The organism is Bacillus sp. GB_SG_008 (assembly GCF_052038115.1).
GTDB lineage: Bacteria > Bacillota > Bacilli > Bacillales > Bacillaceae_G > Bacillus_A > Bacillus_A rhizoplanae.
The window spans coordinates 403071-429786 of sequence record NZ_JBPZSK010000005.1; the positions used below are offsets into that span (position 1 = coordinate 403071).

30 protein-coding genes and 1 riboswitch are annotated in these 26716 nt (G+C 36.3%); of the genes, 21 read left to right on the forward strand and 9 right to left on the reverse strand.

Annotated elements, in window-relative coordinates; genetic code table 11:
- The first annotated feature begins 33 nt into the window (after positions 1-33).
- From ACTDJC_RS15795 to ACTDJC_RS15850, 12 genes are all read left to right on the forward strand, one after another.
- On the forward strand, positions 34-660 hold the full coding sequence (locus ACTDJC_RS15795) for a YdcF family protein (RefSeq protein WP_098311280.1): 627 nt from the start codon (positions 34-36) through the stop codon (positions 658-660).
- 232 nt (positions 661-892) lie between these two features.
- Positions 893-2047 (forward strand): acyl-CoA dehydrogenase family protein, encoded by a 1155-nt coding sequence (locus ACTDJC_RS15800; protein WP_098311279.1) that lies wholly within the window; start codon positions 893-895, stop codon positions 2045-2047.
- A gap of 60 nt (positions 2048-2107) precedes the next feature.
- A complete protein-coding gene (locus ACTDJC_RS15805; protein WP_440603973.1) occupies positions 2108-2788 on the forward strand; it encodes a copper homeostasis protein CutC in 681 nt (226 codons plus the stop codon).
- A 13-nt stretch (positions 2789-2801) separates the two neighbouring features.
- Complete coding sequence (gene lepB, locus ACTDJC_RS15810) at positions 2802-3344, forward strand: signal peptidase I (protein ID WP_440603974.1); 543 nt, start codon at positions 2802-2804, stop codon at positions 3342-3344.
- Between the two features lie 173 nt (positions 3345-3517).
- Positions 3518-4285, forward strand: coding sequence for an IclR family transcriptional regulator (locus ACTDJC_RS15815; RefSeq protein WP_440603975.1), 768 nt, complete (start codon positions 3518-3520; stop codon positions 4283-4285).
- Positions 4285-4992, forward strand: coding sequence for a 5-oxoprolinase subunit PxpB (pxpB, locus tag ACTDJC_RS15820; protein ID WP_098311275.1), 708 nt, complete (start codon positions 4285-4287; stop codon positions 4990-4992). Before ACTDJC_RS15815 ends, pxpB begins: the two co-directional genes overlap by 1 nt.
- Positions 4989-5987: a biotin-dependent carboxyltransferase family protein gene (locus tag ACTDJC_RS15825; RefSeq protein WP_440603976.1), complete on the forward strand. Its 999-nt coding sequence runs from the start codon at positions 4989-4991 to the stop codon at positions 5985-5987. The genes pxpB and ACTDJC_RS15825 overlap by 4 nt, the downstream gene beginning before the upstream one ends.
- On the forward strand, positions 5984-6739 hold the full coding sequence (gene pxpA, locus ACTDJC_RS15830; protein WP_440603977.1) for a 5-oxoprolinase subunit PxpA: 756 nt from the start codon (positions 5984-5986) through the stop codon (positions 6737-6739). The genes ACTDJC_RS15825 and pxpA overlap by 4 nt, the downstream gene beginning before the upstream one ends.
- Positions 6740-6766: 27 nt before the next feature.
- A complete protein-coding gene (locus tag ACTDJC_RS15835; protein WP_253629802.1) occupies positions 6767-7462 on the forward strand; it encodes a DUF969 domain-containing protein in 696 nt (231 codons plus the stop codon).
- A gap of 1 nt (position 7463) precedes the next feature.
- Positions 7464-8426, forward strand: coding sequence for a DUF979 domain-containing protein (locus ACTDJC_RS15840; protein ID WP_440603978.1), 963 nt, complete (start codon positions 7464-7466; stop codon positions 8424-8426).
- A gap of 14 nt (positions 8427-8440) precedes the next feature.
- Positions 8441-9088 carry a pyroglutamyl-peptidase I gene (gene pcp, locus ACTDJC_RS15845; RefSeq protein ID WP_098311270.1) on the forward strand — a complete coding sequence of 216 codons (648 nt, stop codon included), beginning with the start codon at positions 8441-8443 and terminating at the stop codon, positions 9086-9088.
- 69 nt (positions 9089-9157) lie between these two features.
- Positions 9158-9901, forward strand: coding sequence for an NAD-dependent protein deacylase (locus ACTDJC_RS15850; RefSeq protein WP_440604019.1), 744 nt, complete (start codon positions 9158-9160; stop codon positions 9899-9901).
- Between the two features lie 283 nt (positions 9902-10184).
- On the opposite strand, the gene ACTDJC_RS15855 is transcribed toward ACTDJC_RS15850, so the two are convergent.
- The 3 genes from ACTDJC_RS15855 to ACTDJC_RS15865 form a co-directional block, all read right to left on the reverse strand.
- Complete coding sequence (locus tag ACTDJC_RS15855) at positions 10185-10487, reverse strand: iron-sulfur cluster biosynthesis family protein (RefSeq protein ID WP_253629801.1); 303 nt, start codon at positions 10485-10487, stop codon at positions 10185-10187.
- A 110-nt stretch (positions 10488-10597) separates the two neighbouring features.
- Positions 10598-12067 (reverse strand): amino acid permease, encoded by a 1470-nt coding sequence (locus ACTDJC_RS15860; protein ID WP_440603979.1) that lies wholly within the window; start codon positions 12065-12067, stop codon positions 10598-10600.
- Positions 12068-12175: 108 nt separating this feature from the next.
- Positions 12176-12369, reverse strand: a riboswitch (Lysine riboswitch).
- A gap of 306 nt (positions 12370-12675) precedes the next feature.
- Entirely contained in the window at positions 12676-13575 is a 900-nt protein-coding gene (locus ACTDJC_RS15865) for a sulfite exporter TauE/SafE family protein (protein ID WP_253629799.1), read from the reverse strand.
- A 348-nt stretch (positions 13576-13923) separates the two neighbouring features.
- Here ACTDJC_RS15865 and ACTDJC_RS15870 point away from each other — a divergent pair, with 348 nt between their 5' ends.
- Positions 13924-14727: a VOC family protein gene (locus ACTDJC_RS15870; protein ID WP_440603980.1), complete on the forward strand. Its 804-nt coding sequence runs from the start codon at positions 13924-13926 to the stop codon at positions 14725-14727.
- Between the two features lie 119 nt (positions 14728-14846).
- Here ACTDJC_RS15870 and pdxR read toward each other — a convergent pair whose 3' ends face one another.
- Entirely contained in the window at positions 14847-16292 is a 1446-nt protein-coding gene (gene pdxR, locus ACTDJC_RS15875; protein WP_253629797.1) for a MocR-like pyridoxine biosynthesis transcription factor PdxR, read from the reverse strand.
- A gap of 126 nt (positions 16293-16418) precedes the next feature.
- On the opposite strand from pdxR, the gene ACTDJC_RS15880 reads away from it, so the two are divergent.
- On the forward strand, positions 16419-17330 hold the full coding sequence (locus ACTDJC_RS15880; protein WP_440603981.1) for a DMT family transporter: 912 nt from the start codon (positions 16419-16421) through the stop codon (positions 17328-17330).
- Positions 17331-17388: 58 nt separating this feature from the next.
- Here the strand turns inward: ACTDJC_RS15880 and ACTDJC_RS15885 are convergent, their stop codons facing one another.
- Positions 17389-17814, reverse strand: coding sequence for an NUDIX hydrolase (locus ACTDJC_RS15885; protein ID WP_440603982.1), 426 nt, complete (start codon positions 17812-17814; stop codon positions 17389-17391).
- A 146-nt stretch (positions 17815-17960) separates the two neighbouring features.
- Between ACTDJC_RS15885 and ACTDJC_RS15890 the strand changes: the two genes are divergently transcribed.
- The 7 genes from ACTDJC_RS15890 (at position 17961) to ACTDJC_RS15920 (ending at position 23045) form a co-directional block, all read left to right on the forward strand.
- The gene (locus ACTDJC_RS15890) at positions 17961-18431 is read left to right on the forward strand and encodes an N-acetyltransferase family protein (RefSeq protein WP_440603983.1); all 471 of its coding nucleotides are present in this window, start codon (positions 17961-17963) and stop codon (positions 18429-18431) included.
- A gap of 297 nt (positions 18432-18728) precedes the next feature.
- Positions 18729-19370 (forward strand): FMN-dependent NADH-azoreductase, encoded by a 642-nt coding sequence (locus ACTDJC_RS15895; RefSeq protein WP_429718251.1) that lies wholly within the window; start codon positions 18729-18731, stop codon positions 19368-19370.
- 75 nt (positions 19371-19445) lie between these two features.
- Positions 19446-19910, forward strand: coding sequence for an NUDIX hydrolase (locus ACTDJC_RS15900; RefSeq protein ID WP_440603984.1), 465 nt, complete (start codon positions 19446-19448; stop codon positions 19908-19910).
- Between the two features lie 402 nt (positions 19911-20312).
- Positions 20313-20741 carry a MarR family winged helix-turn-helix transcriptional regulator gene (locus ACTDJC_RS15905; protein ID WP_440603985.1) on the forward strand — a complete coding sequence of 143 codons (429 nt, stop codon included), beginning with the start codon at positions 20313-20315 and terminating at the stop codon, positions 20739-20741.
- Between the two features lie 44 nt (positions 20742-20785).
- Complete coding sequence (locus tag ACTDJC_RS15910; RefSeq protein WP_440604020.1) at positions 20786-21415, forward strand: nitroreductase family protein; 630 nt, start codon at positions 20786-20788, stop codon at positions 21413-21415.
- Positions 21416-21502: 87 nt separating this feature from the next.
- The gene (locus tag ACTDJC_RS15915) at positions 21503-21799 is read left to right on the forward strand and encodes a putative quinol monooxygenase (protein WP_440603986.1); all 297 of its coding nucleotides are present in this window, start codon (positions 21503-21505) and stop codon (positions 21797-21799) included.
- Between the two features lie 118 nt (positions 21800-21917).
- Positions 21918-23045: an alkene reductase gene (locus ACTDJC_RS15920; RefSeq protein ID WP_440603987.1), complete on the forward strand. Its 1128-nt coding sequence runs from the start codon at positions 21918-21920 to the stop codon at positions 23043-23045.
- A gap of 176 nt (positions 23046-23221) precedes the next feature.
- Here the strand turns inward: ACTDJC_RS15920 and ACTDJC_RS15925 are convergent, their stop codons facing one another.
- From ACTDJC_RS15925 to ACTDJC_RS15940, 4 genes are all read right to left on the reverse strand, one after another.
- The gene (locus ACTDJC_RS15925; RefSeq protein ID WP_440604021.1) at positions 23222-23377 is read right to left on the reverse strand and encodes an IDEAL domain-containing protein; all 156 of its coding nucleotides are present in this window, start codon (positions 23375-23377) and stop codon (positions 23222-23224) included.
- Positions 23378-23474: 97 nt separating this feature from the next.
- A complete protein-coding gene (locus ACTDJC_RS15930; protein WP_440603988.1) occupies positions 23475-24563 on the reverse strand; it encodes a DUF4018 domain-containing protein in 1089 nt (362 codons plus the stop codon).
- On the reverse strand, positions 24538-25701 hold the full coding sequence (locus tag ACTDJC_RS15935; protein WP_440603989.1) for a DUF58 domain-containing protein: 1164 nt from the start codon (positions 25699-25701) through the stop codon (positions 24538-24540). Before ACTDJC_RS15935 ends, ACTDJC_RS15930 begins: the two co-directional genes overlap by 26 nt.
- A complete protein-coding gene (locus tag ACTDJC_RS15940) occupies positions 25698-26627 on the reverse strand; it encodes an AAA family ATPase (RefSeq protein WP_440603990.1) in 930 nt (309 codons plus the stop codon). Before ACTDJC_RS15940 ends, ACTDJC_RS15935 begins: the two co-directional genes overlap by 4 nt.
- Between the last annotated feature and the right edge of the window lie 89 nt (positions 26628-26716).

Here is a 26716-nt window from a genome sequence, read left to right on the forward strand (position 1 = left end):
AAAGTATGTAGGAAATACGGGGGCTGTAATGTTATGAAGAAAAAAAGAAGTATAAAAATAAGGGTGGTACAGGCACTCTTATTTATACTTGGTTTAATTATTGTATTTGTAAGCTATGCGGCGTATGATATTTGGCATTATCGTTCTAAGACAGATCAAGTTGATACGGATGCTGCGATTGTATTAGGAGCCGCGTCGTGGAATGGAAAACCGTCTCCAGTATTTCGTGAGAGAATTAATCACGCCATTTCTCTTTATCAGAATGGAAGCGTTAAAAAAATAATTTTTACAGGTGGTACGAAATTTGAAACGGAATTAGAAGAAGCGCGTACTGCGAAAATATATGCATTAAAGCATAATGTAAAAGAGGAAGATATTTTAATTGAAACGGAATCACGTTATACAGAAGAGAATTTAAAAAATGCTCTGCAAATTGGAAAAGAACATGGCTTACAAACGTATACACTTGTAAGTGATCCACTTCATATGAAGCGAGCAATGCAAATTGCAAAGCATCTTGGTATGGATGCATATTCTTCGCCAACACCAACGTCTGCTTATCGTAGTCTAGACACAGAGTTACCATTCTTTTTCAAAGAGTTATGTTCTTATCTTGGATATGTTGCATCTTTGCCTGTTCGTTTTTTTAAAGGCGATTAAAAAAGGAAGATTTCCTAATGTTTTTAGGAAATCTTTTTTGTGCTTAAAACATTGTTTTTTCATCGGAATAGTGCAACAATTGAAATGTAGATTAATATGTTTAAGGAATAGAATGTATATAACGAAACATCCATTAGTAAGGTCTTTACAGTTCATTAGTGTGGGATAACTAAAGTAGCTAAAGAGAACAGTGTGCATATAATTTTAGCATGAAATAGAGGGGGCTGATGAAATGGGGTTTATAAGAACGAAAAAGCAACGAGAGCGATTAAGTAAATTACAACCATATATCACTCTATTCTCAAATAGAGAACAGCAGTTAGATGAATTACATTCATTTCCTTTTGAAAATATAGAAGATTTAAAAGGGATTGGATATACAGCATGGACTGTTCCGTACGACGAAGGCGGGGCAGGAATATCTCTGTATGATTTTTTACTATTTCAGGAATATATTGCACAAGGTGATGGTTCAACAGCATTATGTATGGGCTGGCATCTTGGAATTATACAAGAACTTTCGGAAAATCGCTCATGGAATAAGAAGTTGTTTTCTTGGCTTTGTGAGAAAGTGAAAGACGGCGCACTTGTAAACCGAGCAGCAACGGAACGAAATACGGGCAGTCCAACACGAGGAGGAAAGCCAGAGACAACAGCTGTCAAAAAGGGAAATACTTGGATCATTTCTGGTAGAAAAACATTCACAACAATGGCACCGGTATTAGATTACTTTCTCGTTTCAGCATCTATAGAAGGGACAGAGGAAGTAGGGGAGTTTCTTGTCCCGCGTAATACAGAGGGTGTTTCAATTGAAGAAACGTGGGATAGTGTAGCTATGCGCGGGACAGCAAGTCATGATCTAATTTTAGAACAAGTAGTGGTTCCATATAAATACTTTGTAGAGATTATTTCTCCGCGTAGGATGACAAAGAGAAGAGGATGGCTGCTGCATATTCCAGCTTGTTATCTTGGCATTGCACAAGCTGCACGTCGGTATGCCTTGCAATTTGCAGCAACGTATCAACCGAATAGTTTACAAGCACCTATAGCAACGGTGCCAAATGTTCAAAGGTTAATAGGAGAAATGGAATTAGAAATGATGCAAGCCCGTTCTTTCTTATATAGTGTTGCAAAGCAGTATGAAGAAGGAAGTAAAGAAAGTTTGCAAGCAGAGATGGCCGCGGTGAAGTATACTGCGACAAATACGGCAATTTCTATTGTAGATAAAGCGATGCGTATTGTCGGAGCCAGAAGTTTATCTGAGAAAAATCCATTACATCGCTATTACTTACACGTACGTGCTGGACTTCATAATCCTCCGATGGATGATGCGACAATTTCACTATTAGCGCAGCATGCCTTGCAAGATTTTGAAAAGGAAAAATAGGCACTGTTTTTCCTTTTCGTATATAATAAGGGCAAGTGATGTATGAAAAGGAGAATACATATGTTAGAAGTCATCGCAACATGTTTAGAAGATGCAAAACGGATTGAACGTGGTGGTGGAGAACGGATAGAGTTAATTACAGCATTTACAGAAGGCGGGCTTACACCAAGCTATGCATTAATAAAAAATGTAATAGAAGCCGTTACCATTCCTGTACATGTCATGATTCGTCCACATGCAAAATCTTTCGTATATTCTAAAGAGGAAATTGAGTTAATGAAAGAGGATATTCGCATCGCAAAACAACTTGGCGCAACTGGTGTTGTTTTAGGTGTTTTGAATGAAGATAATAAAATTGATGAAGAAAAATTAGGACAGTTATTAGAAGAAGTAGATGAAATGAATGTGACGTTTCACCGAGCAATTGATGAAATGACGGATTTAGTAGGAAACGTAAAAATATTGCGGAAATTTAATAAGATTACACATATTTTAACATCTGGTGGACAAGGAAAAATAGAAGATAACATTTCTGTTTTGCGCGGTATGAATCAAGCAAGTGAGGGACAAATACAAATTGTTGTTGGCAGTGGTGTGACGAAAGAGAATGTGCAGCAATTGCTACACGATACTGGAATTACACAAGCTCATGTTGGTACAACGGTGAGAGAAGGAAAATCGTGTTTTGGTGAAGTTGTCGTTCAAAATGTACAAGAAATTGTAAAACTGACTAGTTGTTAAAGGAGATATCTAGATGAAAAAGAATGAAATCGTGTCATGGGTTAAAAGTATAGCTCTAGCTTTGGTTATTGCATTTGTTTGTCGTGCATTTTTATTTACACCGTCACTTGTACAGGGAGAATCCATGATGCCAACGCTAGAAAATAATGAGAGAATGGTTGTAAATAAAATTGGATATAGTCTACAAGGAGTAGATCGTTTTAATATCATTGTCTTTCACGGGAATGAAGGTCATGATTTAGTAAAACGGGTAATTGGTTTACCTGGAGATACAATTGAGTATAAACATGATGTTTTATATGTAAATGGTAAGCCAGTTGCTGAACCATATTTAGATGAATATAAAAAGCAACTATCTGGAGGGGAGCTAACTCCTGACTTTACGTTAGAAGAGATAACTGGAAAGAAAACAGTTCCTGAAGGTTATGTATTTGTACTGGGAGATAACCGTCAAGTATCTAAGGATAGCCGAGCATTTGGTTTTGTTTCTGAAAAACAAATTGTTGGGAAAGGTTCAGTGGTATTTTGGCCACTGCAGCATGCTAGAACATTATAGTAGTTTGTAAAAAAAGCAACTAAACTCATTTAGAGTTTGATTGCTTTTTTTTATTTTTATTAAAGATAAAAAATATATTGTTAGAATTGAAAGAATATTTTATAATTTAAAACAGATATTTCATTTCGAAAATCGGAATAGGCGTTCTGAAATACGGAACGGAGGGGGACTTCATGAGTTATAACAAAACAGCAGTGAAAACAATGAACATTTTAGAATTATTTTATGAGTATGACACGTTAACATTAGCTGAGATGGTGAGATTAACTGGCATGCCTAAAACATCAGTATACCGTCTTATTGGATCTCTTGAAGAAATGGGTTTGTTGCAAAAAACAATAGATGGTGCATACAAGTTAGGGTTTGTTTTTTTACGATTCGGTCAGCTTGTTTCAGAGCGGTTATCTTTACGGAAAATTGCGAAGCCTTATATGGGAAAATTACAAAAAGAAATTGGACAAGCAGTTAATTTAATTATTCAAGATGGTGATGAAGCCATTTATATTGAAAAAATTGACGGGGATCAACCTGTACGTGTATATACAGCAATTGGACGGCGAGCTCCGCTGTATGCTGGAGCGTGTCCACGTATTTTACTTACATATTTTTCAAAAGAAGAACAAGAAAATTATATAAAAAATACAACACTTGTTGCACTTGCAAAGGGCACGGTTACAGACGAAAATGAACTACGTGATATGCTACAAACTGCAAAGAATAACGGTTATACCATTAGTTATTCAGAACTTGAAAATCATACAGCGGCGATAGCTGCTCCAATTTTTGGAAGTGATGGTATGGTAGTTGGTGGTATGAGTATTTCAGGACTAGAAGCTGAATATGATGAACCAGTAATTATAAAATGGATTGAAAATCTTACTCAAACAACGAAACAAGTATCAATAGAATTAGGATGGAAAGAAAAGAAGGTAGGGGAATAATGAAATTTTCAGCACTAGGTGATCAAGCGATTGTCGTTACATTTGGACAGAAAATCAATATGGAAATTTATGAGCAAGTACAATCTTTATTTGAGGCATTACAAAATGCACCGTTTGTTGGGATGCTAGAATGTGTTCCTTCTTATACATCTGTAACAATTTATTATGATCCCTACACATTGTATAGGGAGAAAAAGATAAATGATTCGCCGTATGACTATGTTTGTTATCATGTGCAGTCACTTTTACAAGGTGAGAATTATAAGAAAATAAAAGAATATGAATATATATCCATTCCAGTTTGTTACGGAGGGGAATACGGTCCTGATTTGGAAGAAGTAGCAAAGTATCATAGGTTAACAATAGAAGATGTAATTCGTATTCATAGTGAATCCACTTACTTTGTTTATATGCTCGGTTTCACACCAGGGTTTCCTTATTTAGGAGGTATGCCGCAGCGGATTGCAACTCCACGAAAACATACACCGCGATTAAAGATTCCAGCTGGATCTGTTGGAATCGGTGGAAGTCAAACGGGTATATATCCACTTGAAACACCAGGCGGATGGAATATTATCGGACGCACGCCGCTTTCTTTATTCCGTCCTCAAAAAGTACCGCCTACTTATTTACAAAGTGGTATGTATTTACGTTTCATCCCCATAACAGAAACAGAATTTCAACAATGGGAGGATGAGAATGTATGAGCATAGAGGTGCTACAACAAGGAATGTTGACAACTGTACAAGATTTAGGAAGACATGCATATCAACAATACGGTGTACCAGTTGGCGGAGCGATGGACACAGTTGCACTTAGAATTGCAAATATGTTAGTTGGAAATGCAGAAGGAGAAGCCGGATTAGAAATTACGATTATTGGGCCGAAACTGTTAATTAAGCAGACGACATTAATTGCAATTGGCGGTGCGAATATGGAACCACTTTTAAATGGAAAACGAGTTCCATTGTGGCGCCCGGTATTAGTAAAAGAAGGAAGTATGCTTTGTTTTAAGAAAATTCAGTCAGGATGTAGAGCATATGTAGCATTTGCTGGTGGAATTCATGTTCCTGATGTAATGAAGAGCAAAAGTACGTATATGCGAGCTAATTTAGGCGGATTGGAAGGTCGTGCTTTACAAAAGGGTGATCAATTGAAAATAGGTTCACCTTCTCTTTGGGCAAAGCGTGTTATACAGGAACTTGAAAATGAAAAACGAGATACAACGATGTGGGGAATAAACTCTAGTTGTTTACCAAACTATCATCATTGTCCAAAGATTCGTGTCGTGGAAGGATTAGAGTTTGAAAAGTTTACGGAAGAGAGTCGTCATTCTTTTTTTACAAAGCAATTTAAAGTTTCCAATTATGCAGATCGAATGGGGTATCGCATAGACGGGGAGCAGGTAACGGTAGAGGGAAAATTAGAGTTGCTATCAGATACTGTGACGCATGGGACAATCCAAGTACCACCTGAAGGACAGCCTATTATATTAATGGCAGATCGTCAAACGACAGGTGGATATCCGCGAATTGCCAATGTAATTTCAATTGATATACCGCTGCTTGCACAATTAAAGCCAGGAGATTATCTTTCGTTTTCGAAAATTTCAGTATTAGAAGCGCAGCAGCTATATATAAAACAAGAACAAACTATATATCTTTTAAAAATGCTCATTAAGCTGAAAGGAGAGAAAGCATGAATATAGTGGATTTAAATTGTGATTTAGGAGAAAGTTTTGGAGTATATAACATAGGAAATGATGATGCGATTCTACCTTATGTTTCATCGGTAAACATTGCTTGTGGATTTCATGCTGGTGATCCTTTAGTTATGCATAGTACTGTTGCAAAAGCGCTAGAACACAATGTTTCAATAGGTGCACATCCAGGTTTACCAGATCTTATTGGTTTTGGAAGAAGAATGATGCATGTTTCATCAGATGAAGTGCACGATTATATGATTTATCAGATCGGGGCATTAGATGGATTTATTCGTGCATTGGGTGGAAAAATGAATCATGTTAAACCGCACGGTGCGCTCTATAATCTAGCAGCAGTAAATTCAGAAATCGCAGATGCTATTGCAAAAGCTATTTATAAAGTAAATCCAGATCTTCTTTTATTTGGATTAGCAAGTAGTGAATTTTTGCGTGCAGGAGAAAAATATAATCTTCGTGTTGTACAAGAGGTATTTGCAGATCGAACATATCAAAGTAATGGGACCTTAACAAATCGTGCAGAATCGAATGCATTGATTACAAATAAAGAAGATGCGATAAGACAAGTATTGCAAATGGTACAGAAAGGTAATGTTCAAGCTGTTGATGGGACTATCGTTTCAATTGCAGCGCATACAATTTGTATTCATGGGGATGGCGTGCATGCTGTTGATTATGCGAAAAGCATTTACAATGCACTGCAGCAAGCACAAATTAACATTTGTGCACCGTAACACGTAAAAAAGATAGGGGGGTTATATATGGTGAAATTGATTGGAATTTTACTTGTAGCAGTTGGTTTTTTATTTCGATTTAATACATTGTTAGTTGTTATGGTAGCTGGAATTGTAACAGGGATGGTATCCGGTATGTCATTTCACGAAGTGATAAGTTTATTTGGAAAATTCTTTATAGAAAATCGATATATGTCCATGCCAATTTTATTGACACTTCCGGTTATTGGAATTTTAGAGCGTTACGGATTGAAAGAACGAGCAGAAGCACTGATTACAAAATCAAAAGGAGCAACGACGGGACGCGTTCTTCTATCGTATTTTACTATTCGCGAAGCAACTGCAGCGATTGGGCTTAACATTGGAGGACATGCGCAAGCAGTAAGACCACTTGTTGCACCGATGGCGGAAGGGGCAGCGCAGGCTCGTTACGGAAAACTTCCAGAGAAGTTAAAAGAAAAAATTAAAGCGTCCGCAGCGGCTGCAGAAAATACAGCGTGGTTCTTTGGAGAAGATATTTTTATTGCAACAGGTGCTATTTTATTAATGAAAGGATTTTTTGATTCTGTCGGCATGCATGTTGGTGTGTGGGATATGGCACTTTGGGGAATTCCAACAGCAATTTCTGCATTTATTGTAAGTTGGATTCGTTTTCGTCAAATTGATAGACATATAGACGACGTTATGAAACAAGAAGCGAATCAAAATAAGGAGGCGATGTAGCGTGAAATTAATTACACTTGATACAATTTATTATCTACTTGGTATTATTGTTGCTTTTATTGCAATTCGTGTTGCTTTTGATCGTCAACATCCGAACCGTTTTGGTTCTAGTTTGTTTTGGGCGTTGTTTGCTATTACATTTTTATTTGGAAATATTATTCCCTCGTTTTATGTCGGTTGTCTCGTTTTAGTTATGGTTATTTTAGCATCATTAAACCAAGTAACAAAATCAAATGAACAAGAAGCACCAGTAGAAGAGCGTGTAAAACATGCCGCAAAATTAGGAAATAAAATTTTCATGCCAGCTATATTAATCCCTTTGTTTACTATTATCGGAACGCTCACTCTTGGGAAACTCAAGTTTGGAGATATATTTGTTGTGGATCCTGAAAAAGTAACACTAATTGCACTAGCATTAGGTGCATTAGTTGCCCTTGCTTTTGCGATGGCTATTACAAAAGCAAAAGTGACAGAGCCAGTACAAGAAGGGAGCCGTTTACTACAAGCGGTCGGATGGGCCGTTATTTTACCACAAATGCTTGCTGCTCTTGGCGGTATATTTGCTAAGTCTGGAGTTGGACAGGTAGTGGCGGATTTAGTTGGACAAGTATTGCCGACTGAATATCCATTCGTGGCTGTCATGGCATATTGCTTAGGAATGATGTTATTTACAATGGTAATGGGAAATGCGTTCGCTGCTTTTGCTGTTATTACAGGGGGGATTGGTTTGCCTCTTATTGTTCAAATGCACGGAGGAAACCCAGCAATTATGGCAGCGCTTGGTATGTTTGCTGGTTATTGCGGTACATTGTTAACGCCGATGGCTGCTAACTTTAACATTGTTCCGGCAATGTTGTTAGAGCTTAAAGATAAAAATGCTGTTATTAAAGCGCAAGCGCCAGTTGCCGTCGCTATTTTTATAATTAACATGCTTGTTATGTACGTACTTGTATATCGATTTTAAAGGAGGGAGGATTGATGAAAAAAATTTTATTAACAGGATTTGAACCATTTGGAGGAGAAAAAATCAATCCTGCTTGGGAAGTTGCTAAACAACTTGATCAAAAGAGAATAGGTGAATATACAATCGTTAGTAAACAAATTCCTACTGTTTTTCACACATCCTTACAAATGTTAGAATTTTATATTGATGAAGTAGATCCAGCTCTTGTGGTGTGTATTGGACAAGCAGGGGGACGTTCCGATATTACAGTGGAGCGCGTTGCAATTAATGTAGATGATGCAAGAATTCCTGATAATAAAGGAAATCGGCCGATTGATATACCAGTGATTGAGGATGGTCCAGTGGCGTATTGGTCAACACTTCCCATAAAAGCAATTGTGAAGCAACTTCGTGAAGGGGGAATTCCAGCATCTGTTTCCCAAACAGCAGGGACGTTTGTCTGTAATCATCTTTTTTACGGACTTATGCACATATTAGCAAAACAGAAAGATCATATTTCTGGTGGTTTTGTACATATTCCGTTTTTACCAGAACAGGCGAGTGCATATCCTGGACAACCGAGCATGTCGCTTTCTAACATTACAAAAGGAATAGAGCTTTTAATACAAACAGCTTTGGAAGTAGAAATAGATATAGTAGTAGCAGAAGGTACAACGCATTAAGAGAAAATTTCCAAGTTGCTGCATATGCCTGTTATAATGAAAGAAGAAATATACATAGAGGTGAATGTTGTGCAGCATTATGGAGAAGTGCGTTCTATCATTGACAATGCTAAGAAAATTACGGTGTTAACTGGAGCGGGTGCAAGTACAGAAAGTGGGATACCAGACTTTCGATCAGCAAACGGTTTGTATGCGGATGCAAATGTAGAAATGTATTTATCAAGAGGATATTATAATCGAAACCCGAAAGATTTTTGGAAACATTATAAAGCAATCTTTCAAATTGAAACATTTCATCAATATAAACCGAACAAAGGACATACGTTTATTGCGCAGTTAGAAGAAAACGGAAAAGATGTTGTTGTTTTAACACAAAATATTGATGGACTTCATCAACTGGGCGGGAGTAAACGTGTCATTGATTTACATGGTACACTGCAATCTGCTCATTGTCCAAAGTGTCGTACGAAATATAACTTACAATATATGATTGAACATGAAGTACCGCGTTGTGAGAAGTGTAATTTCATTTTAAATCCTGATGTTGTGTTATATGGAGACACATTGCCTCAATTTCAAACAGCCGTTGAACGCTTGTATGAAACAGATGTATTACTTGTTATGGGAACATCATTAAAAGTACAGCCTGTAGCATCATTCCCGCAAATAGCAAAACGAGAGATAGGGGCAACGACGATCCTTATTAATGACGAGCGGACAGGACAAGAACCGTATTTTGATTATACGTTTCATGAAACAATAGGAGAATTTGTGGATGGATTTTTAGCAGGTGGAGCAGACAAAGCAGAGTAAATGAAACTAAAGCTAAAGAAGTTTATGCCAAAGTGGTTTTAAAGGGATATATAGTGCCCAACTAGCGAATGTATTAACCTAAGAGAATAAGAAGCAGTAACAAGTAACGCATGGTTGTTTCTTTTATCCATGCGTTACTTGTTCTTTTATTTAGGAATCAATATACAATAAGAGAGTTGCTTATTATGAAAATCGAGTTTTTTATCCCGTAAAAGTCCGATTGGTTCAACTAGCCATCAGTGGGGGATGAAAAAAACCCTACTGATGGAAGTTTCACTTTATATTATTTTTTTAGCGATAAACCATAAACAATCGTTTCACTTGGTGTTGTAATTTTAAAGCCTGTGCTGTAATCTAGCGTCATTGTATTTCCGATATAATCTTTTGTGAAGTCATCGATTTGAATAACAAGCTGTTCGTCTTCAAATACGACATCTTTTGCATGATATTCATCGACAATTAAATCGATATTCACATAGACAGTACAAGTGTTGCCTATACTTCCTTTTACTCTAATAATTGTTTTACCTTCGTTTTGTAATTGTTGCAGTTTTTCTTTTGCTGTATTTGTAACACGAATATTCATGTAATCCCTTCCTTTTCTTAAATTCTCATTCTATTATGGCAAAAATATAATAAACCGGCTACTCGGACACATAAGAAAACCTATCAACTTTTGTTGATAGGTTGTTATTTTTAAAGCTCACATTTATCTAGTGGAATAACTTTTGTTTTCTTTGTAAATTTATAACCTAACCAAAGTATTAAGAAAAGAGGTAAACCAATATATGAAACGAGTACACCGTTCCAATCAATAGATTTTCCCATAAATGCACCGTAGTTTTGACCAAGAATAACGATTAAACATAATACAAATGCAAAGATTGGACCGAATGGGAACCATTTTGCTTTATAGGGTAAGTCATTTAAGTCTTTTCCTTGTGCAGTGTATGCTTTGCGGAAACGGTAGTGACTAATTGCAATTCCGATCCAAGCGATGAAGCCTGACATACCAGAAGCATTTAAGAGCCATACATAGACCACACCATCACCGAAGAAAGAAGCTAAGAAAGCAACACATCCAACTAATGATGTTGCAATCAATGCATTTACAGGTATACCACGACTATTTAGTTTTCCTAAAAATTTAGGTGCTTTACCTTGGTTTGCTAAATCCCAAAGCATACGTGCTGATGCATACATACCAGAGTTACCAGCAGACAGAACAGCTGTTAAAATAACGGCGTTCATTACTGATGCCGCAAAGGCAACACCTGCTTTCTCGAATACAAGTGTAAATGGACTTACTGTTACATCACTTGCTGCAAGGCTTTTGTCTGTATATGGAATGAGTAAACCAATTACAAGAATTGCTAAAATATAGAACAGTAGAATTCGCCAAAAGATGCTGCGAATTGCTTTTGGAATATTACGTTGTGGATCTTCAGTTTCACCAGCCGCAACCCCTAATAATTCTGTTCCTTGGAATGAGAATCCAGCTGCCATAAATACACCAATGATTGCCATGAAGCCACCGTTAAACGGTGCATCTGCAACTGTGAAGTTTTTGAAACCAACAGGATCTCCGCCCATAATACCGAAAATCATAAGAAAACCGACAATTAAAAAGGCGATAACAGTTACAACCTTAATAAGTGCAAACCAATATTCAGCTTCCCCAAACCCTTTTACAGACATATAATTTAAAAGAAACATAATAGCTAAACAAATAGCACTCCAAATAAGGGAAGGTGTATTTGGGAACCAAAACTTCATAATTAATGTAACTGCAGAGAGTTCAGCAGCAATCGTGATGGCCCAGTTATACCAGTAGTTCCAACCTAATGCAAATCCAAGAGCTGGATCGACAAATCTTGTTGCGTATGTGCTAAATGATCCAGCTACAGGCATGTACGATGCTAATTCTGCTAAACTTGTCATTAAAAAATATACCATAATACCAATTGCAGCATAGGCGACGAGAGCACCGCCAGGACCAGCTGAGTGGACAACACCACCGCTTGCTAGGAATAAACCTGTTCCAATTGTACCACCAAGTGAAATCATTGTAAGATGGCGGGATTTCAATCCGCGTTTTAGTTCGTTATTTGTTTGTGCAGATTGATTTGTAGACGTAGAGGTAACTTTTGTAGTTGCGCTGTTCATTTTCAACACTCCTTTTCTTGTAAGATAGGAAGGAGCGGGGGGAATTAAAAAAAACCGCCAAAGGACTTTAGCGGAGCATTTCAAAAATAGCCACCCCATCATACCTTCCGTTAAGATAGCGCCCCACGTTTACACGGTAACTTTGTAAACGTGACAGTTCTGTTCCTATTCGAAAACAGCCCCAGCATATACTTCCAGAGAAGAAGTATAAACTTCGGCAGCTTTTCCTTTCATTCGGAGTTATTGACGTTCTCTGCGTCTCGTCCGGATTACTAATAAAAGCCGCAACCTCTACCTCATCGGATTGATGAGGATTTTTTCTATTGCTATGATTTTTAATATATCGCAATTGTAATGAGTTTCTGAGAATATTGCAAGGATTTTTTTGTAGAAAAAAAGCGAAAAAGAATGGCTATTTTAGAAAAGCGCTTTCAAAATTCATCCCGGTCCTAAAAAATATGTAATAAGTAACCTCTTGATGAAAAAGGTTATACAATAGTTTCGCATTGTGTTTCAAAAAATCCTTTAAAATTTACAGAAAATTGAGACAAATAAATTTCGACAAAATATATTGTAGAAGAGGAGACTAAAAGAAAACAAGCTTCCCTTTATGGGGAAACTTGTTTTTGTTTGTTATATACAATTTTTTTGTTTGTCTGTTGTGATTGATTACGAGTCGTAATAATCAGTGCAATTGTAACGACAAGACCTGTCACAATATAAGCAAGAAAAATTACGCTTTGATTTACTTTAAAAGTTGTTAATAGCGTACGGATATTGGTGAAAATAATGAGTCCTCCGACAAGAACTCCAAGTAAATGAGAAGGAACAATTCGTACTAGCCACGCAGCAATTGGTGCTGCAATGATACCACCAAGCATAAGAGCAAACACCCAAAACCAACTGACTTGTTCCCATCCAAGAGAAATGAAAAATCCAAGTGTGGCAGCTAATGAAACAGGAAATTCACTCGTATCTACAGAACCGACAACTTTTCTTGCTTCATTACCGCGTGCAAGTAAAACAGGAGTAGTAATTGGGCCCCAACCGCCACCGCCTGTTGAATCTACAAAACCTGCAAAAAGGCCAAGTGGGATTAATTGCTTACCAGACAGGCGTTTATTATTTGTTTGAACAACTTGTTTTTGTAAAATAAATCTTAATAAGATATATACACCTAATACGAATAAAAATACTGAAATATATGGTTTAATTAAATTTCCTGGTAAGTTACTTAAAAAGCAAGCACCTACAAAAGCGCCAATTGCACCCGGTAATGTCAGTCTTGAAACGGTATATTTATCGACATTTCCAAAGCGGATATGTGAAATACCAGATGCGGCAGTTGTAACAACTTCGGCTAAATGAACAGATGCTGAAGCGACCGCCGGTGCAATTCCAAACATGAGTAGTAATGAGGAAGATGTTACCCCATAAGCCATTCCCAAAGCTCCATCAATGAGTTGAGCAAAAAAACCAATGATGGCAAAGATAATTAATTTTTGCATGTTTAATACCTCCGTTTATAATAAAGTGAAATTACCATCAAGGACTGATGGTTAATTGAATCAATCGGGCTCTTACGGGCAATAATCCCCCATCTATCTCTTTTGTCTTCTCAAAATCTTAAGGTGGGGTCTTGCTGCCCAAAAGTAGCGGGATAAAATAAAAAAGGCTCCTTTCTCTAGTGAGAAAAGAGCCTTTGGTTTTCCAATCAGCTTTATCATATTCTAATTTTTTTTATTATAATACATATTAATCATATAAATCAACTATGTTTTAAATAAAATTTTGAATTGCCAGAAATAAACGAAAAGTAATACACTAAAAAGGATAAAGGTAAGGATGGTGAGGAGATGTTACAGTTTGATCATCTTGTTCACGTAATTCAATGCTCTCCAGCTGAAGCAATAAAACAAATGAAGATACTCGGATTTCATACAGTTCAAGGAGGAGAGCATACGAATTGGGGAACATATAATAGCTTATGTTATTTTGATTTGGCATATATTGAGTTTTTAGCAGTTCAGAACAAAGAAGCTGCAAACAGAGCAGAGAACCCTCTCATTCAGCAAACTGTTCGTAAGTTGCAAATGGGGGAAGGGATGCTTCAAGTTGCACTGCGTACAGAACATATAGAAGAACTTGCTAAGAAATTCTCTGAAAAGGGATTTCATATAAATGGTCCGCTGGAGGGAAAACGTTTAAGAGATGATGGAACTCTATTAAGCTGGAAAATGCTATTTATTGAACAGGAAGCTGATGAACCTAGATTACCGTTTTTTATTGAGTGGGGTGAATCGGATGAAAAAAGAAGAGCAGATTTACAGAAAAAAGGAGTGATTTCATTTCATGACAATAATGTAACTGGAATGAAAAAGGTATTCTATACTGTTAATAATGTAAATGAAACAAGCAAACTATGGAAAGAGTTATTGCAAATAGAAATGAGTACGCCAAAAATAGATAAGGAGTGGAATGCTGTATTTCGAAGTTTTTCTCTTGGGAAAATAACAATTCAACTTTGTGAACCAATAGGGAATGGAGTAGTTCAGAATCAATTACAGAACTGCGGGGAGGTACCATTTGCTGTAGAGTTTCAAGGCGACAAGGAGAATACGAGTGTATATCAGATATCGAATGGTATGTACATATTTTAAGAGGAACCAAGGTGAACGAAGTAATAAAGCAATTAGCAGAGCATACAAATTGGCCGGCAATTGTCCAAACAAAATTTTGGTATAAATCGAAAGGCTTCCAATCGTAATGTTGGAAGCCTTTACGAATAACAAAAGTTGATTGCTTTTTGAAGTCGAAAGATCCCTTCAGTAATATAATTTATATTTACTTTTCCATATGATAGACGAATATAATCATCTTTTGCACCAAAAATACTGCCGGGCATAAAGGCCACTTGTTGTTTTAAACTTTGCATAATAAGTTGTTTCTCTTGAATAGGTTGTTTTAATTTTCCCCATATGTAAATTCCGCCTGTTGGTATAGAAAATGAGAGTTCTTTCTGAAGTGAGCATTGCAGTGCGTCTGCTAATATATTTCTTTTTTGTAATAGTTCATAGCGTAACTGTTGTAAATGTGTTTCAAATGGAACTGTTTCAAAAAATTGTTGTATAAGCCATTGCGGAAAAATACTTAAACCTAATTCCATTTGATGCCGTGCATCTGATAATCGTTCAACAACAGACTGCGGAGCAACGAGCCAGCCGATTCGTAATCCTGGTGCTATCATTTTAGACAGAGAATGAACATAAATGACTGTTCCGTTTGTATCAATTGATTTTAAAGTTGAACATGTTTGTTCTTTATTTTCTAATGTTAATAAGCTAGAAGGGTCATCTTCAACAATTGGAATTCGTAAATCGGCACATAAAGATAGAAGTGTTTCCCTTCTTTTGGGATGAAGGAGTGTCCCTGTTGGATTTTGATAATTGGGATTTAAGAAAATCATTTTAATCCGGTGCTTTCGATAAAGTTCGTATACATCGTCTGGATGAATGCCATGTTCATCAACAGGTAATGGAAAAATACGAATGCCAGCCGATTGGAAAAGGGGCAAGGAATAGCAATGCGACGGACTTTCAAATGCGACTGCATCGCCTGGATTTAATAAACATTGCACAATAAGGTGCAGTGCTTGCTGCGCACCGGAAGTAATCATAATCGATTGTTCAGTTGCATCAATTTGTAAATGCTCCTTCATATATTTAGCTACAATTTTTCGTAAAGGAAGGTAGCCTTGTGGATGATCATAGCTTAATGATTGTGTTAACGGTTGTTCGCGTAAAATTGCTTGTAATTGCTGATGAGGAAACAAATCACATCCAAGTTCACCGTTTGCAAAATCAATGATATTTTCATTTTGCTGCACTTGCTCACGAATGTAGCGAAGGAGTGGTAAGTTAGGCAAAAATGTCCCACCTTCCACAAAACCGCTCCAATTCGGTGCGAATTTCGGCGATACACCCCACATCTGTGTACTGACCCTTGTGCCTTTTCCAGTTGTACTTTCAACAATTCCCATTGCACGTAGTTCATTATAGGCCGTTGTAATTGTACTTCGATTTACTTGAAGCTGCTCTGCTAGCTTGCGCTCTGAAGGGAGAAAACTTCCTGGTGGAAGCTCTCCGTACATAATACGCCTTTCAATATAATCAACAACTTGTTGATAGATCGGGATTTTACTATCTAAATCTAACTTCCATTTCATTTGTAACGTCTCCTTGTTCCTTCATTATCACCATTATAGCAAATTGGCTGGGTGAAAAAACAGCCAATTGGATGGTGTTGCATTGGGCCAATTTTACTATGCTAAATGAGGGAAGGGGAGATTTGGATGAAACGAAGGCAAATGGAATGGCTCCTGATGTTAGTTGCTTTAGTATGGGGAGCAAACTATACGATAGGAAAATACGGAGTGACATATATGTCATCCATTCAATTTAATAGTATGCGCTTTTTAATTGCATCGCCAATATTACTACTTATTACTTTTATTATGGAACGTTCATTACGTATAGAGAGGAAAGACTGGCTGAGACTTTTGGTGGTTGGTATTGTAGGGACAACTTTATATCAAACGCTGTTTATGCTTTCAGTAAAATATACCTCTGCGACGAATGCTTCATTATTAATTGCAATGTCTCCAATCTTTACTGGGATTTTAGCTGTATTGCATAAACAAGAACGTTTTTCTCTGAAAATACAAATCGGATCTATGCTTTCTTTTGGCGGGGCAGCGCTTGTGCTATTGACAGGGCATACGAATCAGTCTACATATGAATACGCATGGCTTGGAAATATAATTGGATTGGTTGCGTCGATTGCATGGGGCTGGTATCCAATTCTTGCTCAGCCGCTTATTACGAAATATTCTGCGATGCGAGTAACCGCTTGGTCAACGTTATTAGGAATTGTTCCGCTTGTTTTATACTGCATTATGAATGTAGACTCCTTAACATGGCCGAGTGATATGCTAAGTTGGGGGTCGTTAGGATATTCTATTGTATTTGCAACGATTTTTGGACTTGCAATGTGGTACGTTGGGATTAGTAAAATTGGTTCAACAAAAGTAATGGTGTATATGTATCTTGTTCCATTATTCGCGGTTATATTTGCAGCTGTAACGATAGGCGAACAGGTGAACATCATGCAATTGTTTGGTGGGTTTGTTATTTTTGCTGGGTTATACGTTGTGAAAAAAGGAACAGTGAAAAAGCCAGCGCTCAATTTTAAAAAGGTAAGTTAGTATGAAAATGACCACGTCCTAAGAGGAGTGGTCATTTTTGTTTACATAATAAGATTGCTTACTTCACGGCCCATTGCTGATGATCGTGAACAAGCAACTGCTGTGCTTCAGAAGAAGATACCCAATGTAAAATGTAAACATCTTCTGTAGGAACATGATGTTCTCGTATTTTGCTACATATGTAAAAATGGCCATCATTTAAATAATAAATACCTTCTTTTTCGGCATAAAAGTAACGCTCAGCATTTCCAATATAGTGGTGCACCTCAATTTCCCAGCCTAATTCCTCTAATAATTCACGTTGCAAGCACGCTTCTTTTGTTTCACTATTTTCTATTTCACCGCCAGGTAAAAAATATCTTACTCCTTTTTGGATAATGGCTATTTTACTCGTACCTTCTTTAAAAATAATTGCATAAGAGCTCGGGCGTGAGGTGTATTCTATATGCCGCTTTTTCTCGCCAAAAGAAGGTTTCATGTGCATATCTTTCACCTAATTTCATTCATTATTATTGTATTATCTCATATGATGATACGAATGTACCAAAAATGAATTTCTAAGTTATAAAGGAAAGTGAACCTTAATGGCTAATAACATACATATAAATGAGAAATGAGAGGACATGACATATGCATATTAGAAAAATTCAGCCTGAGGATTATATTACAATTCATTCTGTTATTAATGATTGGTGGGGCGGGAGACAGATGGCAGACATGCTGCCAAAGCTGTTTTTTGTTCATTTTCAAGAAACAAGTTTCATTATTGAAAAAGATAATGAAATTGCAGGGTTTTTATGTGGCTTTTTTTCGCAAACATTTGCAGATGAAGCATACGTTCATTTCATCGGTGTGAATCCAAAATATAGAAGACAAGGGATTGCGTCAGCACTGTATTCCTCCTTTTTTGATGCCGTTCGGTCCCATGGTCGTCATGTTGTAAAAGCAGTAACATCTCCTGTTAATCAAAAGTCCATTCAATTTCATCGTGATGTAGGGTTTGATATTGAAAAAGGAGATAGTGAAATAGAGGGGATATCTGTACATACAAATTATGATGGACAGGGTGGAAGTCGAGTGCTATTTATCAAACATTTATAAATGATGTAAGCAGCAAAACGATATAAAATTGTTATGCTGCTTTTTTATTATAAAATATATACTTTTATTTTTTCTCGAGAGGTGTTTTTTAGTAAAATGTTGTTCATGATAGTACTTGCAGAACATAATACCAATGTAGTTTGAAGTCGAATTTGCAGTAAATAATCGCACTTTACGGTATGTGTCATGATAAGCTAAAGGGGATTCTTTCGAGCAGATATAAAATTTTTAATAAAAATTAAGATAAAAGGCAATATAAGGAGGGTTGAATTTATATTTCGAAAGGAAGGATAGCAATTGAGTAAAGTTCTATACATTACCGTAAATCCGAAACCAACTGATCAATCATATGGACTTTCAGTTGGACAAGCTTTTTTAGAAGCATATCGTCACGGGGCTCCGGATGATGAAATTATTGATCTTGATTTGTACAAAACCAATATTCCATATATTGATGCAGATGTACTTAATGGATGGGGAAAGCTACAAAAAGGGACAGCGTTTGAAAATCTTTCTGCAGAAGAGCAAAGTAAGATCGCTGCAATTAATAAATTAACAGATCAGTTTGTAGAAGCAGATAAATATATATTTGTAACACCGATGTGGAATTTTAGCTTTCCGCCGCTTATGAAAGCATACATTGATACAATTTGTATGGCAGGAAAAACATTTAAGTATACAGAAGAAGGTCCTGTTGGCTTGTTATCTGGTAAAAGGGCCGTTCATATTCAAGCGCGCGGTGGTATATATTCAGAAGGCCCAGCAATAGAAAAAGAGTTTGGAGATCGTTATCTTCGAGCGATTATGGGCTTTGTTGGAATTGATGATGTACAATCTATTATTGTAGAAGGTATGAATCAAACGCCAGATGAGGCAGAGAGTATTAAAGAAAAAGCAATGGCACACGCGAGAGAAGTTGCGAAAGGCTTTTTTGAATAATTAGAAAAAAACCCACAAATTTCTTATAATGGAATTTGTGGGTTTTTATTTATCAGATAAGTGGGGGGAATCGGGATGGATATTGTTTTTACAGATAATGGGAAACGTTTTAATTATCGCGTAGCAGCTGTATGTATAGAGAATGGAAAGGTTCTTCTTCATCGCGGGAAGGGAGATAACTTTTGGTGTCTACCTGGAGGACGAGTTCAAATGCTTGAAAGTAGTGAGTCTGCTCTTAAACGAGAGATGAAAGAAGAGTTAGAAGTGGATGCAAATGTAAAACGATTAATGTGGATTGTTGAAAAATTTTTTACTTATGATAATCATAAGTTTCATGAAATAGGCTTTTATTATGAAACGCATTTAACAGGTTGTTCTATTCCAAAAACGGGTTCTTTTATAAGAGAAGATGGTGGACGAGAATTTGAGTTTCAATGGGTTCCACTAGAGGAGATCCATCATTTTAATACGCAGCCTGCCTTTTTAAAAACAAAGCTAGATCATTTACCACAGTGTGTAGAACATATTGTGACAAATTAAAAGAAAGGCGGCTCTGTACCGTTAAGGTTATGTATAATTTCAAATAAAAATAGACTGCCTCAAAAGGCACATATGTGCCTTTTGGAGCAGTTTATTTTTGTGAAATCCTATCTTTTAAAAATTGGATATAGGTTAGAGGAGAATAAGAAGAGTGAATTAGGTTTTGTCTAGCATAAAAGACATCCGATTCTAAGCTGTACATATGGAAATATAGTTGAATAATAATTCGGGTGAGCAAAGGGAATAGTAAATATAATTTTGAGCAGTAGAAGGGATAACTGCCCATTAAAAAGAGGATAAAAACAAAATTATTGCTTTTCAAATGAAACTCATGTATATTGTTTGATGTATCAACTATTGATACATCAAATTTTTAGGCAGTCTAAAAAAAGGGGTGGTAATTTGAGCGATTCATGTTCAAAGGAAGCGATTATTTTATATAAATTACATTTTCTCAATAAAGACATTAGTTCGAAATTCGAAGGTTGTACGGGGATAAGCCAGTCTAGACTTGAACTTTTACATCAACTTTATCTAGTAGATGAAATGAGTCAAAAAGCACTTCAAAAAGAAATCAATATTGACAATGCAGCAATTACTCGGCATTTAAAGCAACTTGAAGCTAACGAAATGATTACAAGACGTAAAAATCCGAATGATAACCGAATAACCCTTGTTAGTTTAACGGATGCTGGTCGGAATAAAATTCACTCTTTTCAAGAGGAAAAAGAGCGATTTGCCACTTCTGTGTTAAAGGATTTTAACGAAGAAGAACGCGATGAACTTCTAAATATGTTAAATCGCATTCAAAAAAATATAAAAGAAGTCTAATGTAACCATTAGACAGAAAAAGGGAGAATTCATCTATGATTAACATACAAAAAACAAATGATTTTACAGAAATTATGACAGGTCGTCGTTCTATTCGAAAGTATGACCCGTCTGTAAAAATTAGTAAAGAAGAAATGGCAGAGATCCTTACAGAAGCAACACTTGCACCATCTTCTGTAAATATGCAGCCATGGCGCTTCTTAGTAATTGATAGTGCTGAAGGAAAAGCAAAGCTTGCGCCACTTGCTAAATTTAATCAACTTCAAGTAGAAACATCAGCAGCAATGATTGCTGTTTTTGGTGATTTGAATAATTTTGAGAATGCCGAAGAAATTTACGGTAAAGCAGTTGAACTTGGATATATGCCTTCAGAAGTAAAAGAAAGTCAAATGGAGAAGCTTACAGCTTATTTCTCAACAGTTTCGCCGGAAGTAATGAAAGACACAGTTTTAATTGATGGTGGTCTTGTTGCGATGCAACTTATGCTTACAGCTCGTGCTCACGGATACGATACATGTCCAATTGGTGGATATGAAAAAGATAAAATTGCAGAAGCGTTTGGTTTAGATAAAGAGCGTTATGTGCCAGTTATGTTAATTTCAATTGGGAAAGCAGCTGACAGTGGCTACAAATCAGTTCGCCTTCCAATTGATAAAATCGCTCAGTGGAAGTAATTGTAAAGGATTGCAAAGTTTCATCATTTGCGTGATTGACTTTTTTCATATACAAATACAAGTAGAAAAGTGAGAGGAGACCGTACCATGATTATTATCCATGCTAAATTTCATGTGGATCCAGCAAAAAAAGAAGCGTTTTTAGATGAGATTCAGCCGCTAATTAGTGGTTCAAGAAAAGAAAGTGGAAATATGTCTTATGATTTGTACAAGGATACCGAAAAAGAAAATGTCTATACAATGGTAGAGGTGTGGGAAAATGCCGAAGTAGTTGCTAATCATAATAAGAGTGAGCATTTTACTTCTTTTGTTAGCAAAGCAAATCAATTTTTAGTTGCACCATTAGATATAAAAGCTTTTGATGGAAAACCACTACAAGGGTAATAACAAGGAGAGCGTATAAATTGACGCACTAGTTTGTGAAAAATTATGATACGGTTATAGACAGTTTCCATCGTTTCAATGAAATGTAGGTGGAATTTTTAATTAAGGGGGAAGAAAGATGACAAATTCAAATAATAAAATAGCCAGTATCTATGAAGGCACGAATATAAACAATTGGGGATCATTTCAAAACGTGGAAGAAACAAAGTTATTTGATCCGATTCAAATTGGAGCTTGGTCTCTTCGTAATCGTGTGGCAATGGCACCGATGACGCGTTGTTTTGCTAATGATGAGACAGGGGTAGTTGGAGCTGATGTAGCCGAGTATTACCGGAAACGTGCGGCAGATGGTGTTGGTCTAATTATTACAGAAGGAATAGTAATTAGCCCAAGGGCGAAGGGGAATCCAGGTGTCCCAGGTATTTATACCGAGGAGCAAATTGATTCTTGGAAGTCAGTAACAGATGCAGTACATGAAGAAGGTGGAATAATTATTGCGCAAATATGGCATGTAGGACGTATGAGCCATCATGAACTAACAGGTGGATTCTTACCACAAGCACCTTCAGCTATTGCGGCACAAGGAAATGTCCCACGTTTTCGGAAGCCTTTTGATACGCCAGAAGCGATGACAATAGAAGAAATTCAAGAGACTATCGAACAGTATGCACAAGCTGCTAGGAATGCGATAGAAGCAGGTTTCGATGGGGTAGAAATTCATGGGGCACATGGGTATTTAATTGATCAATTTGCTTATGAATTTGCGAATCATCGAAATGATCAATATGGCGGAGATTTAAAACAAAGGTTAACATTTATGAAAGAAGTATTGCAAGCCGTTATAAGTGCGATTGGTGCAGATAAAACGCTTATTCGTTTTTCGGCATTTAAAGGTGATAACCCTAGCTACATGTGGGAAAATCCTGAAGCAGCAATTCAAACTTTCGTAGAGATGTTCTGTGAAGTAGGATTAACGATGATTCATCCTTCAACAATGAATTATACGCAAGTTATAGCTGACGGAAAAAACTTACATCAATTAGTTCGTAAATATTGGGATGGTATAATTGTAGGAGTTGGGAATTTAAATCCAAAAGAGGCAGAAGAAGCACTACAAGAAGGTACAATTGATGTAGCGGCATTTGGTAGACCATTGATTTCTAATCCGGATTTTGTTCATCGTGTTACACATGGGGAAAGTTTAGAGGAATACGATGCAAAGCAGCATCTTGCTACATTAATATGAATAATAATAAAAGAAGAGCACATAAGGTGTTCTTCTTTTATTATGTAAGCAAAAAATATAAGAGAATAGCATGATAGGGGAAAGCGAAAATGAATGAAACGCTACTCGTTATTATTAGTATATTAATATTGTTTTGCTATTCATTATCTTTTTTTTACTTTAAAAATATCCAACTTTTATGTAAGCTCTCTATACTTCTTTGATAAACGAATGAAATCTGTTTTATTTCTTTTATCTAACGCTTGATCTATCTCCATTATAATATTCATCTTCTTCTGTGTAATTAGAACACCTTTTAAAAATTCTTCAGCTATTTTAGATGCACCTTTTATATTACCCTTATCATACTATTAAGAACCTCGATAACTCCAGTAGGAGAAGTCGAGGTTCTTAATAGTATTGAGATTCAAGCTTATTATTTCTTTTCTTTCACTGATTTCGATATTTGTATAATATATGAACTTCTCTTTTAAATTTCTGGAGAAGTTCAGTATTATCACGGTTTGCATACCTTGTAGCGTTATATGCATCGATAATCACATCAAATTGAATGGCGACCTCTTCGTCTCTATGAAGTCTTTCCATCCATTGTTCAACTGTTTCACCGCGTAGCCGATTTAATGGTGGTTTTAGTTTCTTTTCCAAATTAAATATTTCTTTACGAATTGCATTGTTTGGTGGGCGTAACTTTCGGTTTCGCTTTTGTATATTTCGTTGTTCTAGACCAACAATGATAGGTTCATAGGAAGACATACGCCCAAAGTTGATTTCATGACGCCTTTTAAATAGTTTCCAAATCACATAAATGGCAGCAACTACAATGATAAGAATTGTAATACATTGTAAAACGAACGGATCATATTCTTTTCCTAGAACCTGTGGAGGCGGCGAATTACCTTGCATCAAATTACTATTTAAAGAACGGTCAGTTTGCTTCAGTTCAGCTGCTAGAAATAGTGGGTTTAAAATATATCCTAATCCTAAAGCAATCCATTGAATGACATAAGTGATGCCAGTTCGTACGTAAGAAAGGAAAGGTATGAATAAAAAACTAGTAATCCCAATAGCTGTAACTGATAGTAATCGCATTATTTGTTGATTTCGATTAAAACTCGTCATCCATAATGTTAGAAGTGTATGCAAGATGAGTAATCCTAATTCCCATATGGAAGGAATTTGCATATGGAGAAAAATGGAACAAAAAGACCATAGAAAGGCTCCTAATAATTTATGAAAGGATGAAACATCATCCTTTGCATACACAAGAAAAATGAAAAACGGTAATAACGCGGAACTTATAGTAGAAAATAACGCCAAAGAATAGCAAACCATGACTTGTAGAATGAATAGTGTTACAAACCATGTTTGTTTCTTTTTACTAATTTTCATAATAGGCAGCAAGCAAATATGACTGACTAGAAGAAACGAAACAATGTGTACAACTTCTCCTTTTTCAGTTAATAAAGAAAGAAGGAGGAGAAGAATAAAATCATTAACGTACCGTAGCCATGTATTCAAGCTGTTCCACCACTCCTTCATTGTAAACAATATATGTTGGCTGTGTTGTATAAGGTATATTATGTTTAGGGACGCCAAGGAAAAATAGTGTAGACGACCTCACTCTTTTTCGCATCATATAATGCAGAAAACTCTCTCGCGGCAGTAATGTACTATCTTCTGAAATACGTGCAAGTTCTTCCAATGCTTTTGCATAATGCATAGAGCCTTCATTCAGCGTCAAGTGCATAGGCCCATCTTCTGTTAAAATGCTAATAAATAATTCAAAGGGAATTTTTCTTTCCGTTGCAATTTGACAAATGTATGTTGCATAGGAAATCAAGTCTTCTATATTTTCTTCCCATCCAATTCCTCGATCTGAGGCAAGGCATATGCAAATTGTCCAGCTATAATTTTTTACTGCTTCATATTTCTTGGCTTGTAAGCTTTGCATTTTGGCGGATGCTTTCCAATGGATGGAACGAAATGATTCTCTTTCATACTGTTTTACTCCGACAATTGACGTTTCATCATGAAAAAAAGAAAAATTTGTTCTATAAGAGCCCAGTAATAGTTGCTGTATTTCTTGTAGTCCTGCAACTTGCTTCGGGGTAGGATAGACAATAATTTCTGTTTTTAATTTATGCATAATTGGTAAATGTACTTGAATGATGTGAAAAGGATCACCAATGATGCATTCAAACTGTTCGATTTGAAAAACCCCTCGTTTTGTCGCTGTAAAAGTTAAATCTAACTTTTGCTGTGAACGAGCAGGCTGTGAAAATGGAAAAGAAAAGAGATTTTTTGATATTTGTTCTAGTCCTATGCTTGGATGAATATCGAGTGATGGATCTATATGAAAAAAACATTTTCCATTCACCAACGGTGCTTTTGCTTCATTTTGTAACATAATGGATAGTTGTCCGTTCTCTTTAGGAAACAATCTTGTTGTTTGTTTCTTATTTATAATTTGAAAGTGCTTCTCTATGTAAGTGATATACCGATAAATAAAAAAAGAAAATATATAATAAAACAGAAGCGGATATACGATATATGGCTGCGGTAAGAAAAATGTGAACAACAGTGCAATCGGAATTGTTAATTTTATGGTATGATTTTGAAATAATAATGGGACGGAGACGAGACGTTGCCCATTCATGTTTGTTCAATCTCCACTGGTACATCAACCTCTTTCAAAATCGCTTCTATAATCTCTTGTTTTGTCGTACGAAGAGCGCCTTCCATGGATAAAATAATGCGGTGTTTCCAAATGTAAGGAAGTAGTAATTGCACGTCTTCTGGTGTACAAAATTCTCGATTCCTTAAAAAGGAAAGAGCTTGAATACTTCTTACTAAAGCGAGTGTTCCGCGTGGACTAATTCCGTTTGCGATAAAATCATGATTACGAGTTGCATTAGCAAGTTTGATTATGTAGTCTTCTAAAGGTTCTGATACATAAACATCTTTTACTTTATTTTGTACTTGAATAATGTCATCTAGTAAGATGACAGGATGAAGCTCGTCTAACGGTTTGTTCTTTCGAAAACGTCGCATCATTTGGAGCTCTTCTTCTGGAGTAGGATAACCAATCGAAATGGTCATTAAAAAACGGTCAAGCTGTGCATCTGGAAGTGGAAATGTTCCTTGTGATTCGATTGGGTTTTGCGTTGCAATTACGAAAAATGGTTTTGGAAGAGGTGTGGATTGTTTTTCAAGTGTAACTTGTCGTTCTTCCATTGCTTCTAATAAGCTTGATTGTGTACGTGGCATAGCACGGTTAATTTCATCCGCTAATAATAAATTTGTCATAACAGGACCGAGGCGCAGTTCAAATTCACTTGTTTTTGGATTGAAGTATTCAATACCTGTTACATCACTAGGCAGTACATCAGGAGTGAACTGTACGCGGGAAAATTGGCCGCCAATACTTTTAGCAATCGTTTTTGCCAACAAAGTTTTTCCTGTTCCAGGGACATCTTCTAATAAAACGTGCCCATCTGCTAATAAAGAAACTAAGAGAAGGTCAATTACATTTTCTTTTCCGACAAATACAGAAGAGATGTTTTCTTTTAACTTATGTATCATGTGTTTCTTCCTTTCTTACAAGTCTTTTTTTGATTTTAACAAAATTTTCTAAAAATTAAAACCACTTTTCGCAATAGTACAATGTTTAA

Bases quoted from the DNA above. Each gene is read 5' to 3' on its own strand.
- ACTDJC_RS15795 (WP_098311280.1), top strand. From the start codon at position 34: ATGAAGAAAAAAAGAAGTATAAAAATAAGGGTGGTACAGGCACTCTTA.
- ACTDJC_RS15800 (WP_098311279.1), top strand. From the start codon at position 893: ATGGGGTTTATAAGAACGAAAAAGCAACGAGAGCGATTAAGTAAATTA.
- ACTDJC_RS15805 (WP_440603973.1), top strand. From the start codon at position 2,108: ATGTTAGAAGTCATCGCAACATGTTTAGAAGATGCAAAACGGATTGAA.
- lepB (WP_440603974.1), top strand. From the start codon at position 2,802: ATGAAAAAGAATGAAATCGTGTCATGGGTTAAAAGTATAGCTCTAGCT.
- ACTDJC_RS15815 (WP_440603975.1), top strand. From the start codon at position 3,518: ATGAGTTATAACAAAACAGCAGTGAAAACAATGAACATTTTAGAATTA.
- pxpB (WP_098311275.1), top strand. From the start codon at position 4,285: ATGAAATTTTCAGCACTAGGTGATCAAGCGATTGTCGTTACATTTGGA.
- ACTDJC_RS15825 (WP_440603976.1), top strand. From the start codon at position 4,989: ATGAGCATAGAGGTGCTACAACAAGGAATGTTGACAACTGTACAAGAT.
- pxpA (WP_440603977.1), top strand. From the start codon at position 5,984: ATGAATATAGTGGATTTAAATTGTGATTTAGGAGAAAGTTTTGGAGTA.
- ACTDJC_RS15835 (WP_253629802.1), top strand. From the start codon at position 6,767: ATGGTGAAATTGATTGGAATTTTACTTGTAGCAGTTGGTTTTTTATTT.
- pcp (WP_098311270.1), top strand. From the start codon at position 8,441: ATGAAAAAAATTTTATTAACAGGATTTGAACCATTTGGAGGAGAAAAA.
- ACTDJC_RS15855 (WP_253629801.1), bottom strand. From the start codon at position 10,487: ATGAATATTCGTGTTACAAATACAGCAAAAGAAAAACTGCAACAATTA.
- ACTDJC_RS15860 (WP_440603979.1), bottom strand. From the start codon at position 12,067: ATGAACAGCGCAACTACAAAAGTTACCTCTACGTCTACAAATCAATCT.
- ACTDJC_RS15865 (WP_253629799.1), bottom strand. From the start codon at position 13,575: ATGCAAAAATTAATTATCTTTGCCATCATTGGTTTTTTTGCTCAACTC.
- ACTDJC_RS15870 (WP_440603980.1), top strand. From the start codon at position 13,924: ATGTTACAGTTTGATCATCTTGTTCACGTAATTCAATGCTCTCCAGCT.
- pdxR (WP_253629797.1), bottom strand. From the start codon at position 16,292: ATGAAATGGAAGTTAGATTTAGATAGTAAAATCCCGATCTATCAACAA.
- ACTDJC_RS15880 (WP_440603981.1), top strand. From the start codon at position 16,419: ATGAAACGAAGGCAAATGGAATGGCTCCTGATGTTAGTTGCTTTAGTA.
- ACTDJC_RS15885 (WP_440603982.1), bottom strand. From the start codon at position 17,814: ATGCACATGAAACCTTCTTTTGGCGAGAAAAAGCGGCATATAGAATAC.
- ACTDJC_RS15890 (WP_440603983.1), top strand. From the start codon at position 17,961: ATGCATATTAGAAAAATTCAGCCTGAGGATTATATTACAATTCATTCT.
- ACTDJC_RS15900 (WP_440603984.1), top strand. From the start codon at position 19,446: ATGGATATTGTTTTTACAGATAATGGGAAACGTTTTAATTATCGCGTA.
- ACTDJC_RS15915 (WP_440603986.1), top strand. From the start codon at position 21,503: ATGATTATTATCCATGCTAAATTTCATGTGGATCCAGCAAAAAAAGAA.
- ACTDJC_RS15920 (WP_440603987.1), top strand. From the start codon at position 21,918: ATGACAAATTCAAATAATAAAATAGCCAGTATCTATGAAGGCACGAAT.
- ACTDJC_RS15935 (WP_440603989.1), bottom strand. From the start codon at position 25,701: ATGAATGGGCAACGTCTCGTCTCCGTCCCATTATTATTTCAAAATCAT.
- ACTDJC_RS15940 (WP_440603990.1), bottom strand. From the start codon at position 26,627: ATGATACATAAGTTAAAAGAAAACATCTCTTCTGTATTTGTCGGAAAA.